Source organism: Bacillus sp. XB1, assembly GCF_053557995.1.
The window spans coordinates 399,344-415,727 of the sequence record NZ_JBNRIL010000002.1; the positions used below are offsets into that span (position 1 = coordinate 399,344).

General features: G+C 36.7%; 15 protein-coding genes. 11 read left to right on the top strand and 4 right to left on the bottom strand.

The window, feature by feature from the left end:
• Positions 1–17 precede the first annotated feature (17 nt).
• The 8 genes from ACK1U5_RS17365 to pheA all read left to right on the top strand — a co-directional run bounded on the left by ACK1U5_RS17365 (position 18) and on the right by pheA (position 9,450).
• The gene (locus tag ACK1U5_RS17365) at positions 18–566 is read left to right on the top strand and encodes a sporulation initiation phosphotransferase B (RefSeq protein ID WP_001003584.1); all 549 of its coding nucleotides are present in this window, start codon (positions 18–20) and stop codon (positions 564–566) included.
• Positions 566–1,852, top strand: a complete 1,287-nt coding sequence (gene obgE / locus ACK1U5_RS17370) for a GTPase ObgE (protein ID WP_000497127.1) — start codon at positions 566–568, stop codon at positions 1,850–1,852. The genes ACK1U5_RS17365 and obgE overlap by 1 nt, the downstream gene beginning before the upstream one ends.
• A gap of 140 nt (positions 1,853–1,992) precedes the next feature.
• Complete coding sequence (locus ACK1U5_RS17375) at positions 1,993–2,700, top strand: response regulator transcription factor (RefSeq protein ID WP_001986640.1); 708 nt, start codon at positions 1,993–1,995, stop codon at positions 2,698–2,700.
• Positions 2,690–3,772: a HAMP domain-containing histidine kinase gene (locus ACK1U5_RS17380; protein WP_000865399.1), complete on the top strand. Its 1,083-nt coding sequence runs from the start codon at positions 2,690–2,692 to the stop codon at positions 3,770–3,772. The genes ACK1U5_RS17375 and ACK1U5_RS17380 overlap by 11 nt, the downstream gene beginning before the upstream one ends.
• Positions 3,773–3,865: 93 nt before the next feature.
• The gene (locus ACK1U5_RS17385) at positions 3,866–4,642 is read left to right on the top strand and encodes an ABC transporter ATP-binding protein (RefSeq protein WP_000114529.1); all 777 of its coding nucleotides are present in this window, start codon (positions 3,866–3,868) and stop codon (positions 4,640–4,642) included.
• Positions 4,617–6,539, top strand: a complete 1,923-nt coding sequence (locus ACK1U5_RS17390) for an ABC transporter permease (protein WP_069605006.1) — start codon at positions 4,617–4,619, stop codon at positions 6,537–6,539. The genes ACK1U5_RS17385 and ACK1U5_RS17390 overlap by 26 nt, the downstream gene beginning before the upstream one ends.
• Positions 6,540–6,588: 49 nt before the next feature.
• Positions 6,589–8,502, top strand: a complete 1,914-nt coding sequence (locus ACK1U5_RS17395) for an ABC transporter permease (RefSeq protein ID WP_001026365.1) — start codon at positions 6,589–6,591, stop codon at positions 8,500–8,502.
• Positions 8,503–8,598: 96 nt separating this feature from the next.
• Complete coding sequence (gene pheA, locus ACK1U5_RS17400; protein WP_000621698.1) at positions 8,599–9,450, top strand: prephenate dehydratase; 852 nt, start codon at positions 8,599–8,601, stop codon at positions 9,448–9,450.
• A gap of 175 nt (positions 9,451–9,625) precedes the next feature.
• On the opposite strand, the gene ACK1U5_RS17405 is transcribed toward pheA, so the two are convergent.
• From ACK1U5_RS17405 to ACK1U5_RS17420, 4 genes are all read right to left on the bottom strand, one after another.
• Positions 9,626–10,096: a hypothetical protein gene (locus ACK1U5_RS17405; protein ID WP_000796370.1), complete on the bottom strand. Its 471-nt coding sequence runs from the start codon at positions 10,094–10,096 to the stop codon at positions 9,626–9,628.
• 149 nt (positions 10,097–10,245) lie between these two features.
• On the bottom strand, positions 10,246–10,893 hold the full coding sequence (locus ACK1U5_RS17410; protein ID WP_000510668.1) for an MOSC domain-containing protein: 648 nt from the start codon (positions 10,891–10,893) through the stop codon (positions 10,246–10,248).
• 79 nt (positions 10,894–10,972) lie between these two features.
• Entirely contained in the window at positions 10,973–11,515 is a 543-nt protein-coding gene (locus ACK1U5_RS17415) for a transcription repressor NadR (protein WP_000812240.1), read from the bottom strand.
• Positions 11,515–12,657, bottom strand: coding sequence for an IscS subfamily cysteine desulfurase (locus ACK1U5_RS17420; protein ID WP_000973759.1), 1,143 nt, complete (start codon positions 12,655–12,657; stop codon positions 11,515–11,517). Before ACK1U5_RS17420 ends, ACK1U5_RS17415 begins: the two co-directional genes overlap by 1 nt.
• A 152-nt stretch (positions 12,658–12,809) precedes the next feature.
• Here ACK1U5_RS17420 and nadB point away from each other — a divergent pair, with 152 nt between their 5' ends.
• From nadB to nadA, 3 genes are read left to right on the top strand one after another with little or no spacing between them, the layout of a single operon-like run.
• Complete coding sequence (gene nadB / locus ACK1U5_RS17425; RefSeq protein ID WP_001138536.1) at positions 12,810–14,339, top strand: L-aspartate oxidase; 1,530 nt, start codon at positions 12,810–12,812, stop codon at positions 14,337–14,339.
• Positions 14,340–14,358: 19 nt separating this feature from the next.
• On the top strand, positions 14,359–15,192 hold the full coding sequence (gene nadC, locus ACK1U5_RS17430) for a carboxylating nicotinate-nucleotide diphosphorylase (RefSeq protein ID WP_001092207.1): 834 nt from the start codon (positions 14,359–14,361) through the stop codon (positions 15,190–15,192).
• 30 nt (positions 15,193–15,222) lie between these two features.
• The gene (gene nadA, locus ACK1U5_RS17435) at positions 15,223–16,329 is read left to right on the top strand and encodes a quinolinate synthase NadA (protein ID WP_000025305.1); all 1,107 of its coding nucleotides are present in this window, start codon (positions 15,223–15,225) and stop codon (positions 16,327–16,329) included.
• The last annotated feature ends 55 nt before the right edge of the window (positions 16,330–16,384 follow it).

The window sequence follows — 16,384 nt, forward strand, 5'->3', positions numbered from 1 at the left end:
TATTAAGGGGTATCTAAATGAATGAAAAATGGACAATTATAGATGCATTGCGCCACTCAAGACATGATTGGCTCAATCGTATGCAGATGGTGAAAGGAAACCTTTCCCTTGGAAAAGTGGAAGAAATTCATAGTCTCATCGATCGTTTTGTCCAAGAAGCGAGACAAGAATCCAATCTGATGGGGCTATCAATGCCTTTATTTTCAGAGTGGATTTTAACATATAATTGGAAACAGCAGCCGTGCTTATTGGAGTACGAAGTATTAGGGAAATTACATAACTTATCTCACTTAGATGAGACTGTATGTACATGGACGAATCAATTTTTCTCGATGCTTCAGCATAGTTTAGACGTATATGTTGAAAATTATGTTTGTATCACAATTGAATGTGACGCGGATAATGCTCGTTTCTTTTTTGATTTTCGTGGTAAGCTAACGAGTGTAGAAGAACTACAGAATTGGCTTGCGACCCAAAACAATAAATGGTATTCCATTTCTTATACAGTGCGAGACGAAGAAGTCTCAGTTATATTACAACCAATTGAAAAAAGTGTGGTGAAATAATGTTTGTAGATCAGGTCAAGATATATGTAAAAGGCGGCGACGGTGGTAACGGTATGGTTGCGTATCGTCGTGAGAAGTATGTACCAAAAGGTGGCCCAGCAGGTGGCGACGGCGGTAAAGGTGCAGATGTTGTTTTCGTAGTTGAGGAAGGCTTACGTACATTAATGGACTTCCGCTACCAACGTCATTTCAAAGCTGATCGCGGTCAGCACGGAATGAGTAAAGGTCAGCACGGACGTAAATCTGAAGATTTACTTGTAAAGGTTCCACCAGGAACAGTAGTAAAAGATGAAAAAACTGGTCAAATTCTTGCCGATTTAGTAACACATGGACAAACTGCTGTAATTGCAAAAGGTGGCCGCGGTGGCCGTGGTAACTCACGTTTTGCAACAGCTACGAACCCAGCGCCAGAAATCGCTGAGAACGGGGAACCAGGTCAAGAGCGTGATGTTATTCTAGAACTTAAAGTACTAGCAGACGTTGGACTTGTTGGATTCCCAAGTGTAGGTAAATCTACATTATTATCTGTTGTATCATCAGCGCGTCCGAAAATTGCAGAGTATCACTTCACAACAATCGTTCCAAATCTTGGTGTTGTTGAAACTGGTGATAACCGCAGCTTCGTTATGGCTGACCTTCCAGGACTAATTGAAGGCGCACATGCTGGCGTCGGACTTGGACACCAATTCTTACGTCATATTGAGCGTACACGTGTAATCGTGCATGTTATTGATATGTCTGGTTTAGAAGGCCGTGATCCATATGAAGATTACGTAACGATTAATAATGAATTAAAAGAATACAATCTTCGCTTAACTGAGCGTCCACAAGTTGTTGTTGCAAACAAAATGGATATGCCAGATGCAGAAGAAAACTTACAAGCATTTAAAGAGAAAGTGGGAGACGAAGTAAAAATCTTCCCAATCTCAGCTGTAACAAGACAAGGTGTTCGTGACTTACTGTTTGAAGTAGCGAACTTAATAGAAACAACACCAGAATTCCCAATACATGAAGTTGCGGATGAGTCTGATACAAGTGTAATGTACAAATTTGATACTGAAGGTGTTAAATTTGAAATTACACGTGAAAGTGATGGCACGTTTGTTATCTCTGGTTACGATATTGAGAAGACATTCAAAATGACAGACTTCTCACGTGATGAATCTATACGTCGTTTCGCTCGTCAAATGCGCGGAATGGGTATTGATGAAGCGCTTCGTGCACGTGGTGCGAAAGACGGAGATATTGTAAAAATTCTTGAATATGAATTTGAATTTATCGATTAAGACTGCCGAAATACGGCAGTCTTTTTTTATATCGTAAAAATCGGATTTATATAGGAAAAAATCCCCACTAATTAAATTTTCAATTTATAATAAAAAGGGGAGTGGTTTTAGAAGAATTTTTTTATGGGGAGAAAATGAACATGTATAAAATATTAATTGTAGAAGATGATGAGAAAATCGCGGGAATATTAGAAGAGCATTTAGAAAGATATGGCTATCAATCATTTAGAGCAAGTGATTTACGTCAAATAAAAGATGAGTTTGTAAAAGTGAATCCTCATCTCGTGTTACTTGATATTAATTTACCGTACTTTGACGGTTTTTATTGGTGTCGTCAAATTCGTACTGTATCGAATGCACCAATTATTTTTGTTTCTGCAAGAACAGGAGAAATGGATCAAGTAATGGCGATTGAAAATGGCGGCGATGATTATATTACGAAGCCATTCCATTTAGATATCGTAATGGCAAAGGTGAAGAGTGCACTTCGCCGTGGTTACGGAGAGTATGCTTCTGCCGCTGAGAGTGATTGTTTAGGTGTAAATGGACTGTTGTTATTCCCGTCTCAGCATATTGTTGAGTGGCAAGGACAACAAACTGAACTGACAAAAAATGAGTTTTACTTATTAGAGTGTTTAATGAAACAGGTGAATCAATATGTAACGCGCGAAGAACTGTTAGAAGCTCTATGGGATGAAGTAGCATTTGTGGATGATAATACATTAACCGTAAATGTAAAACGTGTAAGGAAGAAACTAGAGGAGTTAGGCATTAAAAATGCAATTGTAACGAAACGTGGATATGGTTATGCGCTTTTTACGGAGTGGGGCGAAGGGCATGAAGGTTAAAAATTACCTTATGGACCGCTTTTCTTTAATTCTTTCTTATATTGTTAGCCTTTGTTTATTTGGGCTCGTTTTACAGCTGCAAAGTCTTTTAGAAAAGAAATCCATTGATTGGAGTACGTGGTTATATGGACTTTTATTAGGAACAGTTGTGTTTACTGTATACCTCATTTACGATTACCGAAAACGGAGTGTGTTTTTAAAGAGGATCGAAAAGTATGTTACTGGTGGAAATACATTACATGACTCTTTACTTATTGATGAATCTTATACATCAGAGCAAGAAATGGTCGTTGAATCTTTTACGTTATTAAGACAGCAATATATGAATGAAGTTCATAAACAGCATGCGAAAGAGCAACAGCAAATGATATTTATGAACCAATGGATTCACCAAATGAAAACACCAGTATCTGTTATTGAATTATTGCTGCAAAAGTTTGGCAAAGAGCATCGTGAGGCAAGAGCAACAGTTGAAAGTATTCGTGAAGAAAATAACCGTATACTAAATGGTTTAGATTTAGCGTTACATATGGCAAGACTAGAGCAGTTTGCGAAAGATTATAAGATAGAAGTAGTAAATGTTATAGATGTCGTGCGAGGTATTATTAATGAAAATCGGAAATCCTTTATTCAATCGTCTGTATTTCCGAAAGTGATGTTTGAAGAAGATACTTGTATGGTTGCATCTGATAGAAAATGGCTGAGTATTGCTATAGGTCAAATTGTTGTAAACGCAATCAAGTATACAAAAATTTCAGCGGCAGAGAAAAAAGAAATTCAATTTCAAATTGAAGAGAAAAATCAAAAGGTGTTATTACATATTAAGGACAATGGAATTGGTATTCCAGAGCAAGACGTAAAGCGCATATTTGATCCATTTTTCACGGGAATAAATGGACGTAAAACGAGAGAAGCGACTGGGATGGGCTTATATATTACGAAGGAAATTTGCGATAATTTACATCATGGAATGTATGTCCAATCGGCTGAAGGAGAAGGGACAACATTCACGTTCCAATTTGCAAAAGATGAAGAATATCATACATTGATGAGAAAAATGACAAAACTGTAAGATAACAAAACGTTTTGTAAGGGAAATCACTCGTTTCTTTTTCTTATTTTTCTTATAGTAAATGTAAGAAGAAAACACGTAGGGGGATTAGAAATGAGTGTTCTTGAAGTAAAAGGATTAACGAAGGTGTACCAATCAAAAGGTTCAGTAGCGACGACTGCTTTAAACGATATAAATTTTAAAATAGAAGAAGGCGAATTTGTAGGGATTATGGGTCCTTCAGGAAGTGGGAAAACGACGCTTTTAAATTTATTAGCAACAATTGATAAGCAAACTTCAGGTCATGTGCTTGTAAATGGTGAAGAAATTAATCAAATGCGTGCTGCAAAATTAGCGGAGTTTCGCCGTACACATTTAGGGTTCATCTTCCAAGATTTTAATTTACTTGATACGTTATCCATTAAAGAAAACATTATTTTACCACTTGTAATGGCGAAGAAATCTGTAAATGAAATTGATGCGAAAGTACTGGAAATTGCGAAGTTTTTAAACATCGAAGAAATTTTAAATAAAAAAGTATACGAAGTATCTGGGGGACAACAACAACGTGCAGCAGCAGCGAGAGCAATCATTCATGAACCGACGTTAATTTTAGCAGATGAGCCAACTGGAAACTTAGACTCGAAGTCAGCAAAATCGCTAATGGGCGCTCTGCAAGATTTACACGAGCAAAAGAAAGTAACGATTGCAATGGTTACGCACGATCCAGTAGCGGCTAGTTATTGTGAACGTATCCTTTTCATACGCGATGGAGAAATTTTCTCGGAAATACATAAAGGAAGAACGAAACAAGCCTTTTTCCAAGAAATTCTGGACGTACTTGCGATGCTAGGAGGAGAATATCATGAACTTTCGCCAGCTCGCGCTTAATAACGTAAAAGGAAATTGGCGTAACTATAAAGCGTTTCTTATAAGTAGTTGTTTATCGATTGTCGTATTTTTCATGTATGCTTCTTTTATTTATCATCCAGATGTCGTAAGCGGTAATATTAGTATGAGAAAGATGATCACAAAAGGATTAGAATCGATGAATTATATTGTGGTCATCTTCTCGGCACTCTTTATTTTATATGCAAATTCAACGTTTTTACGAGCAAGAAAAAAAGAGTTTGGTCTACTAACATTAATAGGCGGAACGAAATCGCAGCTCGGCCGAATGATTATATTAGAGCAACTGATGTTAGGTAGTATTGCAATTGTAGTTGGCATTGGGGTTGGAATGCTTTGTTCAAAATTATTTTTTCAAGCGTTAAGCGTATTATTAAAAATAGATAAGACGCTTCCACTTGTTTGGAATAGTAAAGCAGTTCTTATTACAGCTGGTGTATACTTTATTCTATTTTTAATCCTATCATTGTTTAGTGTTTGGACAGTAGGACGCTTGCAAATTATTGATTTATTAAGAGAGGCAAGAAAGCAAAAAGTAGAGCCGTTTGCATTTACATGGTTATGTGTAGTTGGTATAGGATGTATTATTGTTGCATATGTACTTAGCTTCCAAGTAACGTTTCTGAATTTCCTCCTCCTCTTTTTACCGGTGGTAGGACTGACAATTGGCGGAACGTATTTACTATTTACACAAGGTAGTACAGTTGTATTAAAAGCATTACAAAAAAGAAAGCAATCTTTTTATACGTACCCAAATATGTTCGTCCTTAGCAACCTTATTTATAAAATGAAAGATAATGCTCGTTTTCTATTTGTAATTTCTATCATTACGGCGGTAGTATCTTCAGCGGTGGGTACACTGTACGTATATTTTGAAAATATGAGTGCGAAAACGGTAGAACTTACACCACATGCTATTTCATATGAGGAAAAGGGGTTAAATACGCATAACCTTATTAATGAAGAAAAGGTACAGGAGCTTGTGAAGAGACACGGGTTTGAAGATGCGCGAAAAGTAACATACGTTAAACTACCAGCAACACAGAAAATAACGTTGTTTAATAGTGAACATGAAGTACCGATGACGATTATTTCAGAAAAAGAATATAATGCAGAAGTGCGCAAACAAAAGAGAGAGCAACCTACAGAAGTTCATAATGCACCAGGTAGTGCAACGCTGGTTATGGTTGATATGTCAAATGAACTGATGAAGATAGATCGTACGAAACCGTATGAATTTACAATTAATGGACAAAAGCAGTCTGTTCAATTAAATAATCCAACGCAGTATTCTGTTTTTAATGATAGTGAATATCTCATTGTAAATGATCAAGATTTTGAGAAATATGCAACACTCGTACCAGATGAAGAAAAGACAAAATATTACGGTTATTATATTGAGGATTGGAAAAGTACAGAAAACCTTGTATTAGATTTGAAAAATGAAATTGTACCAGAAAAGCAAGGGGAATTGAGAAATTCAGTGTTTGCGTATAAGGATATAAGAGAAGGTGGAGCAATTACAATGTTCATCGGTTTCTTCGTAGCGGTACTGTTCTTCTTCTTCGCTTGTAGTATGACATACTTTAAATGGTTTAACGATAAAGAACAAGATCGTATTCAATTTAAATCGTTAAAGAGAATTGGTATGACAGATAAAGAAATTCGCAAAATTGCGATTCGACAAATGGGAGTTATCTTCTTTATCCCAATTTTAATCGGTTCCATTCATAGTGGATTTGCTCTTCATACGTTAGGAAAAATGCTTTATATTAATTTGTGGAAATCAGGTGCGCTTGTAATTGGAGCATACATTTTAGCTTCTGCCATTTACTTTATGATCGCGCAAAGAGGATATTTAAAACACGTAAAAAGCTAGGGGAACCTCTAGCTTTTTGCCTATGTAGTAAGTTACAGGAGGACGATAGATGAACATTCGGCAACTAGCGCTGCAAAATATAAAAGGAAATTGGCGTAATTATAAAGTGTTTTTCTTAAGTAGTTGTTTTGCAATATTTGCTTCTTACGCATATATGTCTGTCATTGTGCATCCATATATGCAAGAGACGATGTGGTATCAAAACGTACGCTGGGGACTTATTATATGTAATGTTATAATCATTTCTTTTTTCGTCATATTTATTTTGTACTCTACTTCTATTTTCATAGAAGCACGTAAGAAAGAATTAGGGTTATATATGTTAATGGGAGCAACGAAGTCTAACGTAATAGGAGTGATTATGACCGAGCAAATTTTAATCGGGGTCTTCGCGAATATTTTCGGTATTGGGCTTGGTATGATATTTTTAAAACTCTTTTTTATGGTATTTAGTATGTTACTGGGGCTTCCGAAAGAACTCCCTGTCATATTTGACGTAAGGGCGATTGGTGTAACATTTATTACATATATGGTCGTTTTTATTTTGTTATCTTTTATAAGTGCTTTACGTATATGGAATATAAAAATCATTCGGTTATTGAAAGAATTTCGAACAGATAAAAAAGAGAAGAAAACATCAAAGTGGCTCTGTTTATTCGGTTTTGCTTGTTTAGTGGGCGGGTATGCATTGGCGCTACAAGTGACGATGGCTACGATAGCGATATACTTTTTCCCTGTGTCTATACTTGTCTTTTTTGGAACGTACTTTTCTTTTACACATGGAGCTACCCAAATGTTAGAAATAATAAAGCGAAATAAAAAGATTATGTATACATATCCGTATTTATTTATAGTGAATCAATTGTCACATCGAATGAAGGAAAATGGTCGCTTTTTCTTTCTGATGTCTATGGCAACGACGTTTGTAGTTACAGCAACAGGTACGGTGTTCTTATATTTTTCTAGCATGCAAGATATGTGGCGAACTGGAGGGGTACACTCGTTTTCGTACATAGAAAAAGGTATTTCTACTCATGAAGTCTTTGAGGAAGGTGCGGTTGAAAAATTACTGCATCAATATGGGTATGACGATTTTCAATATATGAGTTTTGTTGGAGTGTATGCATCCTTTCAGTCTAGTAAAGGAGAAACAACAATAGTACCGCTTATAAAAGAAAGTGAATATAACCAAGAAGCAAGGAAACAAAAACAGAAAACGTATCGTCCTAAAAAAGGTACAGTGACACTCGTTTATTATAATAAATACAATAATTCGAATGTATATAATCAAAAAGAGATTCAATTGCAAGTAATGAATCAACCATATCAATTCGTATTTAACGGTCAGAAAGAAGGGGTTCAATTTAACCATCACCCTTCGTACATTAATGGTCTGTTCTTTGTTATGAATGATGAAGATTTTGATAGTATAGCAAATCAGGTTCCTGATTCTGAAACAATGATATATAGAGGCTACACATTACCAAATATCGAAAAGACGAAGAAATTAAATGAAGATTTACGGAAACATATGAAACAAGATAATAATAATGCATTTCGAAGCAATATGGAGTTGTATGTAAATATGAAAGAAGGCGGTGATATTACTCTATTTGTAGGCTCATTTATTAGTATATTATTCTTTCTTACTTCATGTAGTATCGTGTATTTTAAATGGTTCCATAATATTGCATCGGACCGAAAGCAGTATGGTGCACTCTCTAAACTTGGAATGACGAAGGAAGAAGTATGGAAAATTTCTCGTTGGCAATTATGTATGCTATTTTTTGCGCCAATTATAGTAGGGAGTATGCATAGTGCAGTTGCGTTATATACGTTTCATAATACGCTTTTTATGGATGGATCATTAAGAAAAGTAGGTTTGTTCATTCTGTTTTATATCGCAGCATGTATCATTTATTTCTTCTTCGCTCAAAGAGAATATAAGAAACATTTAGACTAGCGAATGCTAGTCTTTTTTAAATATTCGAAATTTACATAGAAGAATATAAAAAAGTATGGTATAACAGTAAGAAAATGAAAAAGAGGGGAAAAGACGATGATTCGAGTAGGATATTTAGGACCAGAAGCAACATTTACAAATATGGCGGTGAGTCGTTTTTTTCCGGAAGCAGAGCATGTACCGTATCGAACGATTCCAGATTGTATAGATGCAGCTGCAAATGAAAATGTAGACTTCGCAGTTGTACCGTTAGAAAATGCAATAGAAGGTTCAGTGAATATAACGGTTGATTACCTTGTACATGAGCAGCCGCTTTCCATTGTAGGAGAAATTACAGTACCAATTCAGCAGCATTTACTTGTACATCCGGAGTATGCAGAAGTGTGGGATGAAGTATATGCAGTGCATTCTCATCCGCATGCCATTGCACAGTGCCATAAATTTTTAAATGAAGAATTAAAAGGAGTAACTGTTCGAGATATGACATCTACAAGTGCTGCTGCGCAATATGTGAAAGAACATCCTGAAGAGAAAATTGCCGCTATTGCAAATGAAGCGGCTGCAGAAAAATACGGATTAACAATTGTGAGACGTAGTATTCATACGCATAAAAATAATCACACACGTTTCTTGGTACTCCATAAGAAAAAGAAAGCAGTACTCCCGAATAACGGAGAGAATCGCGGAGAGAAAACGACGCTTATGATAACGTTACCTGCAGATTATGCAGGTGCCCTATATCAAGTGTTATCAGCTTTCGCATGGAGAAAATTAAACTTATCAAAAATCGAATCGCGTCCGATGAAAACAGGTCTTGGAAATTACTTTTTCTTAATCGATGTTGATAAAGCATACGATGACGTATTATTGCCAGGCGTAACGATGGAACTTGAAGCACTCGGTTTTTCTGTTACTGTGCTGGGGAGTTATTCTTCTTATTGGTTGTAGAGGGGAGCTGTTGTTAAAGTTGTTTGAAATGAAAAGCTGTTTCTCGGTTTGAGGTAGAGTAAGCTATCGATTCTATTGAAGTAAGTGATTAATTAAGCTAGCAAAATAAAGAAGCCGTCCTAAAAGATATTTAGGACGGCTTCTGTTAGGAATAGATAACTCTTTTGTCGGGTTTTTAGTACGCATCATTACAACTATTATAATAATAGGATTCATCATTGTTCGAATTACTGCAGCAAATACAATTCGTTTGTTGTATTAATAGATTGAGTGTAGATGGAGCTACAGTATCTGAGAAAGTAATACTCTCAACATCTTCTACTAAAAATGTTTTAATATCTCCTGGTGTTAAGGTAAATGTAAGTGGAGAGCGATGGTTTAATCTTGCGATTGTTAATCTAATCGTTGTTGCAAATGCAGGACTGAAACTAAATTTAATAAGTGTCTTATTATGATTTTTAGTGAAGTTTTCAAATACAGTTCGAGGAATTCCAGTTGTTATATCAAGATCTTGAGGGGTATTTCCCGTACCGAAAATAGTATAGTTCTGTATAAAACAGTTATTTGAATCTGAATTTGAAGAATTACATGGACGATCATTTTTCTTATAATATTTTTTTCCATTTTTTAAGAAGTAATCCGCCATAATTAATCACTCCCTTCACATATAAGAATTAAAGGTTGTCCATATATAATATGAAATATATTTTTATATGTTTGGACGTGAAGGAAGAGAAAATAAAAAGAGTCCATCTGGTATGATGGACTCAATACTGTTTTACCTGGTGTGATTCTTTATTTTAACTTCGCAAGACGATCTTCTAACTGACCACGCCAAATATCAGCTAGTTCTGGAACGGCAAGAATTTTTTCAATACCATCTTTATCTTTTCTATTATGAAAATAAATTTCGTTAGAGAACAAGACAGAAACATTGCTCGGTTGACGTTCTAGTAATGTAATTTTAGAATCTTTACGTACAGTACCTTCTTGAAGAACGCGGCATAGGTAGCCTGTAAATCCAGTTGCTACAATGCGTGGCAGTATGCCAGGGATGCCAAGACGTTTTGAAATTGTGCTACAAGGTACTCTTGCTTGTGTCACTTGAATGATTGTTTCACCTAGTTGATATGTATCTCCGATGCAAACATCACGCTCTAACATATTTGTTACGGTAATGTTTTCGCCAAATGTGGAAGCTGGAAGCGTAGTTTGAAATTCCTCTTCCCATAGCGCGTAATGCTCGTGTGGGTACACACAAACAGCACGATCAGGACCGCCGTGATGTTTTAAATCCGCTACGTCATCACCACGAAATCCGTCTTTTGAGAGAAAGGCCTCTTCTGTAGGGTCTTTACATATACCTGTTATCATTTCTTTATCTTCGCCATATTTCATTTGTTTCGGTTTGCCAATGCTAAAGTGAACGAGTTCAATTCCCATATTTGATCTCCTTTACGATTGATTACAATATTATAGCATTAAAAAAGCACAGAGAATGATAAAAACTCTGTGCCTTACATTAATAAACGAGAAATCCTGCTTTATCTAACGCCTCACAAGCAGCATCTAACTTTTCTTTAGAATCTGCCTCAATTGTATGTAAGTGAATACCATCTGTTAGTTGTGAAAGATAGGAAGCATTTGTGTTTTCGATTTTTTGTAAATATTGCTCTACATCAAAGCGATTGCTTACCATGATGGATGCTGTTAAGTCACCGTATACAGGATGCTCAACTTTTACATCTTTAATCGTAACGCCATGGTCAACAAGCATTGTAAGTTCTTGACGTACTTCTGCTGGTTTGTGCTGGCATACGATTACGCGTTCAAAAGCTTGTTGTTTCTCTTGTGGTTTTAAATATAAATAGCCTTGGGCAGTCGCAATAATTGGTTCGTTTCGTGCTTTAAGCAAGGAAATATCTTGCACGATAACTTGTCTACTTACGTTTGTCTTCTTCGATAGTTCATTCCCAGATAACGGCTCATTTGCAGCGAGAAGCCACTGAAGGATAAGCTGTCGTCTTTCTTCGCCTAAAATCTTTTTTTGGTCATTTTGTTTCATTATGATTTAACACCTCTATAAAATTGATTTCCAATTGTGTGTAGTGCATGAATAGTAGTATCAATTTGATCTTTCGTTGTTTGTTGTCCGAAAGAGAAGCGGACATATTGTTTGGCCTCTTCATACGTTTTTCCAATTGCAAGCATAGTTTTCGAAGGTTCTTGTTTACCGACTTGGCAAGCACTTCCGGTGGAAATAGCGATACCATGGCGATTACATTCTAGCATAGTATATTGACCTTCTATTCCTTTTATTGTAACCCCAACAATATGTGGTAAACAAGAAGTAGAATGACCTTCTACTTCAATTTCTAGCGGAAGTGTTTGTATTTGCCCTAAAAAGTAGGAGCGTAACTCTTTAAAACGTAAACTTTCTTCCCATTGAGTTTTTAATATATTTTCAGCAGCTGTTAAAAAAGATGCGATGCCGGGAACGTTCACTGTACCTGGGCGAAATCCTTTTTCGTGAGAAGTTCCCGGAAATACTTGCTCCCAGCGAGATTGCGGATTTATGTAGCAAGCGCCGACACCTTTTGGTCCGTATATTTTATGTGCTGAAACAGAAAGACTATCAATGCCCATCTCAAAAACATGGATAGGCAGTTTACCAAACGTTTGCACACAATCTGTATGAAATAAAACATTATATTTTTTTAAAAGTGCCCCGATTTCTGTAATGTTTTGAACGGTTCCGATTTCAGAGTTTCCATGCTGTATACTTGCTAGCACAGTATCTTCTGTAATAGCTGCCTCTAAATCTACTAAACAAAGGAGTCCGCTTTTATCAACAGGAATTTCAGTGATCGTATAGCCTTTTGATTTTAGAGATTGAAAATAACTTCGAATGGATGCATGTTCCATAGGTGTCGTAATAATATGCTTCTTAGTTCGGGCATTTAGAAGTGATTGAATCGCAAGATAGTTTGATTCCGATCCGCCACTTGTGAAAAATACTCCTTGTTCTTTTCCTCCAATCATTTCCGCAAATGTTTTTCGGCAAACTTGTAATAAAGAAGCAGCTGTTCCTCCAATATCATGTAAACTTTGTTCATTTCCGAAGTATTGCGACGCTGCTTTCATATATGTTTGTAACGCTTCCTCGCTCATAGGTGTAGTAGCTGCATAGTCAAGATATATCATCATGTAAGTTCCTCTCTCTAGTAAGAGTTACAGTTCTTTTACTTTTTAAATGGTAGTGAAAATAAGAATTATAAAAAAACTCTTGTCATTATTTTAAAACTATGTAAATATAGGTGTCAAGACAGTTGAAAAGTGTAAAGTAGGAGGCAACAATTATGCCAAGTGCAGATGTCTTAATTATTGGAAGTGGTGTTGCGGCACTTCGTGTTGCAAAAGAGATTTGTCACGAAAAGAATGTGATTATTATCACAAAGGAGACGAAACGTAATAATAATACACATTTAGCTCAAGGTGGAATTGCCGCAGCGGTAGCTACATATGACAATCCTAATGATCATTTTGAAGATACATTAGTAGCAGGGTGTCATTATAACAATGAAGAAGTGGTCCGTTATTTAGTCGAGGAGGGACCGAAAGAAATTAATAACCTTATTGAAAGAGGAATGAAATTTGATGGAGATGAAACAGGTCCTCATCTTGGAAAAGAAGGAGCGCATCGAAAACGTCGTATTTTACATGCAGGTGGCGATGCAACAGGAAAGAATTTATTAGAGCATCTTATTCAAGAAGTAGCTCCATACGTTACGGTAGTGGAACAGGAAATGGTGCTCGATTTTATTATAGAAAAAGATAAATGTGTTGGGGCTTTAACTCGCAACAATAAAGGAGAATTGAAACGTTACAATGCAGATTGTACGGTGTTAGCTTCAGGCGGTATTGGCGGTTTATACGCCTTTACTTCTAATGATGAGACGATTACAGGCGATGGACTTGCAATGGTGTACCGTGCAGGCGGAGAGCTTGTAGATTTAGAGTTTATACAATTTCATCCGACGATGTTATACGCGGGTGGGCGTTGTTCCGGCCTCGTGTCCGAAGCTGTTCGCGGAGAAGGAGCTGTCCTTATAAATGGAAAAGGGCAGCGTTTTATGATGGATATACATTCCGAACAGGATCTAGCACCTCGTGATGTAGTCGCACGGGCTATTCATGAACAGCTACTTGCGGGTGAAAAAGTGTACTTAAACATCGAAATGATTCAAAACTTTGAACAACGCTTTCCGACCGTGTCATCGATATGTAAAACAAATGGAGTCGATATAAATAAAAAACTTATTCCAGTCGTGCCTGGTACTCATTTTCACATGGGCGGCGTGAAAACGAACTGTGATGGAGAGACGTCTATTCCGAACTTATACGCAGTCGGTGAAGTAGCTTGTAACGGAGTTCATGGTGCAAATAGATTAGCGAGTAATTCATTATTAGAAGGTCTTGTGTTTGGAAAAAGAATCGGACGACACATTTTATCTAGAGAGACAAAAGAAAAGGTGAACATGCTAGCTGAAAAGGAAGAAAAGTTTATCGTTCTGAATCATTTACCGACGAAAGAAGAAATACAAAAATGCATGATGAAATATGTTGGGATTGTGCGAACAGAGCAAAGTTTATCTTATGCGAAGAGATGGTTTAGTAAGTATGGTGTTCGAAATATGATATTACAACATGATGTTCTTACGAATGAAGAGATAACGCTTATTAATATGTTAACGGTTTGTGAGCTTATAGTTGTGTCAGCCTTGCAAAGAGAAGAAAGTATTGGCGGGCATTACCGGAGTGATTATCCAGATAGAAATATAGGAAAGAAAGAGATTGTTCGAGTAAAGAGAAAACTACAACTTGTGTGATGAGGGGAAGAGGGGCTTTATGAACACGATAAAAGTTAAAGAAGCATTAAACCGATTTTTTTTAGAAGATATAGGAGAAAGAGATGTAACATCTCAGCTTATTTTTCCAGATAACTTGCTTTCGAAAGGAACGTTTCTTGCGAAGGATACAGGGGTCTTTGCAGGATGTTTAGTAATTGAATCAGGATTTAAATTAATTGATGAGAGAATTGAAATAGAGCTTCATAAAAAAGATGGGGATCTTGTAGAAAAAGGAGAAATTATTGCAACAGTGCAAGGTCCAATCGCATCGTTATTAACAGCAGAGCGCGTTATATTAAACGTTATTCAGCGTATGAGTGGAATAGCGACGATGACGCGTAAAGCGGTTCTTGCTTTAGATAGTAGTCATACTCGCATTTGTGATACGCGAAAAACGATGCCAGGACTACGTATGTTTGATAAGTATGCAGTCGTGTGCGGCGGTGGATTTAATCATCGCTTCGGTTTATATGATGGTGTCATGATTAAAGACAATCATATTGCTTTTGCTGGTTCTATTACAAAAGCTGTTACATCAGTAAAAGAAAAGTTAGGACATATGGTGAAGGTAGAAGTGGAAACAGAAACTGAGGAACAGGTGAGAGAGGCTGTCGCTGCTGGTGCGGATATTATTATGTTCGATAATCGTACGCCAGATGAAATCCGGGAGTTTTCAAAGATTGTACCAAGTGCCATCGTTACGGAAGCTTCAGGGGGCATCACAATTGAAGATTTATCGAAATACGGAAAAACAGGGGTAGATTATATTTCACTTGGAGCGTTAACACATTCAGTGAAAGCACTTGATATTAGTTTCAATATTGAAGAGTAAGGAAAGTGGCTTAGAGGGGGAGAAACGTATATGAGTATTTTAGAAAAAGTACAGCCGATTGAAACGATGTTACCAGAGCGTTATTACACAATGTCAACGGAAGATATGGAAAAGCGTGTTCGTGAAATTAAAGAGAAAATGGGGAAAATGTTATTCATTCCAGGGCATCATTATCAAAAAGATGAAGTGGTACAATTTTCAGATGCAGCAGGGGATTCACTTCAACTTGCGCAAGTTGCAGCGAGCAATAAAGACGCAAAATACATTGTGTTTTGCGGGGTACACTTTATGGCGGAAACAGCAGATATGTTGACGACAGATGATCAAGTTGTCATCTTACCAGATATGCGTGCAGGTTGTTCGATGGCGGATATGGCAGATATTGAACAAACAGAAAGAGCATGGACAGAGCTCACTAAATTATTTGGAGATACGATGATTCCGTTAACATATGTGAACTCTACAGCTGCAATTAAAGCGTTTTGTGGTCGTAACGGAGGAGCAACAGTAACTTCTTCTAATGCAAAGCAAATGGTATCTTGGGCGTTTACTCAAAAAGAACGTCTCGTCTTTTTACCAGACCAACATTTAGGGAGAAATACAGCGTACGATCTAGGTATCCCGTTAGATAAAATGGCAGTATGGGACCCACACACAGATTTATTAGAGTACGATGGGGATATAGAAGAAATTCAAGTGATTTTATGGAAAGGACATTGTTCTGTTCATCAAAATTTTACAATGAAGAATATTGAGAGTGTACGAAAAAATCATCCGGATATGAATATTATTGTACATCCAGAATGTTGCTATGAAGTTGTAGCTGCTTCAGATTATGCAGGCTCAACGAAATATATTATTGATATGATTGAATCAGCGCCATCTGGTAGCCAATGGGCGATTGGTACAGAAATGAATTTAGTGAATCGAATTATTCAGCAACATCCAGATAAAGAAATTGTTTCGCTTAATCCATTTATGTGTCCGTGCTTAACGATGAATCGAATTGATCTGCCTCACTTATTATGGACACTTGAAACGATAGAAAGAGGAGAAGAAATTAACGTTATTAGCGTAGACAAACAAGTAACGGCAGAAGCAGTTCTTGCATTAAATCGTATGTTAGAGCGTGTGTAAAGCAACGGTATTCCCGTTGCTTTTTTTCATACATATAATCATAACGAGAACGAAA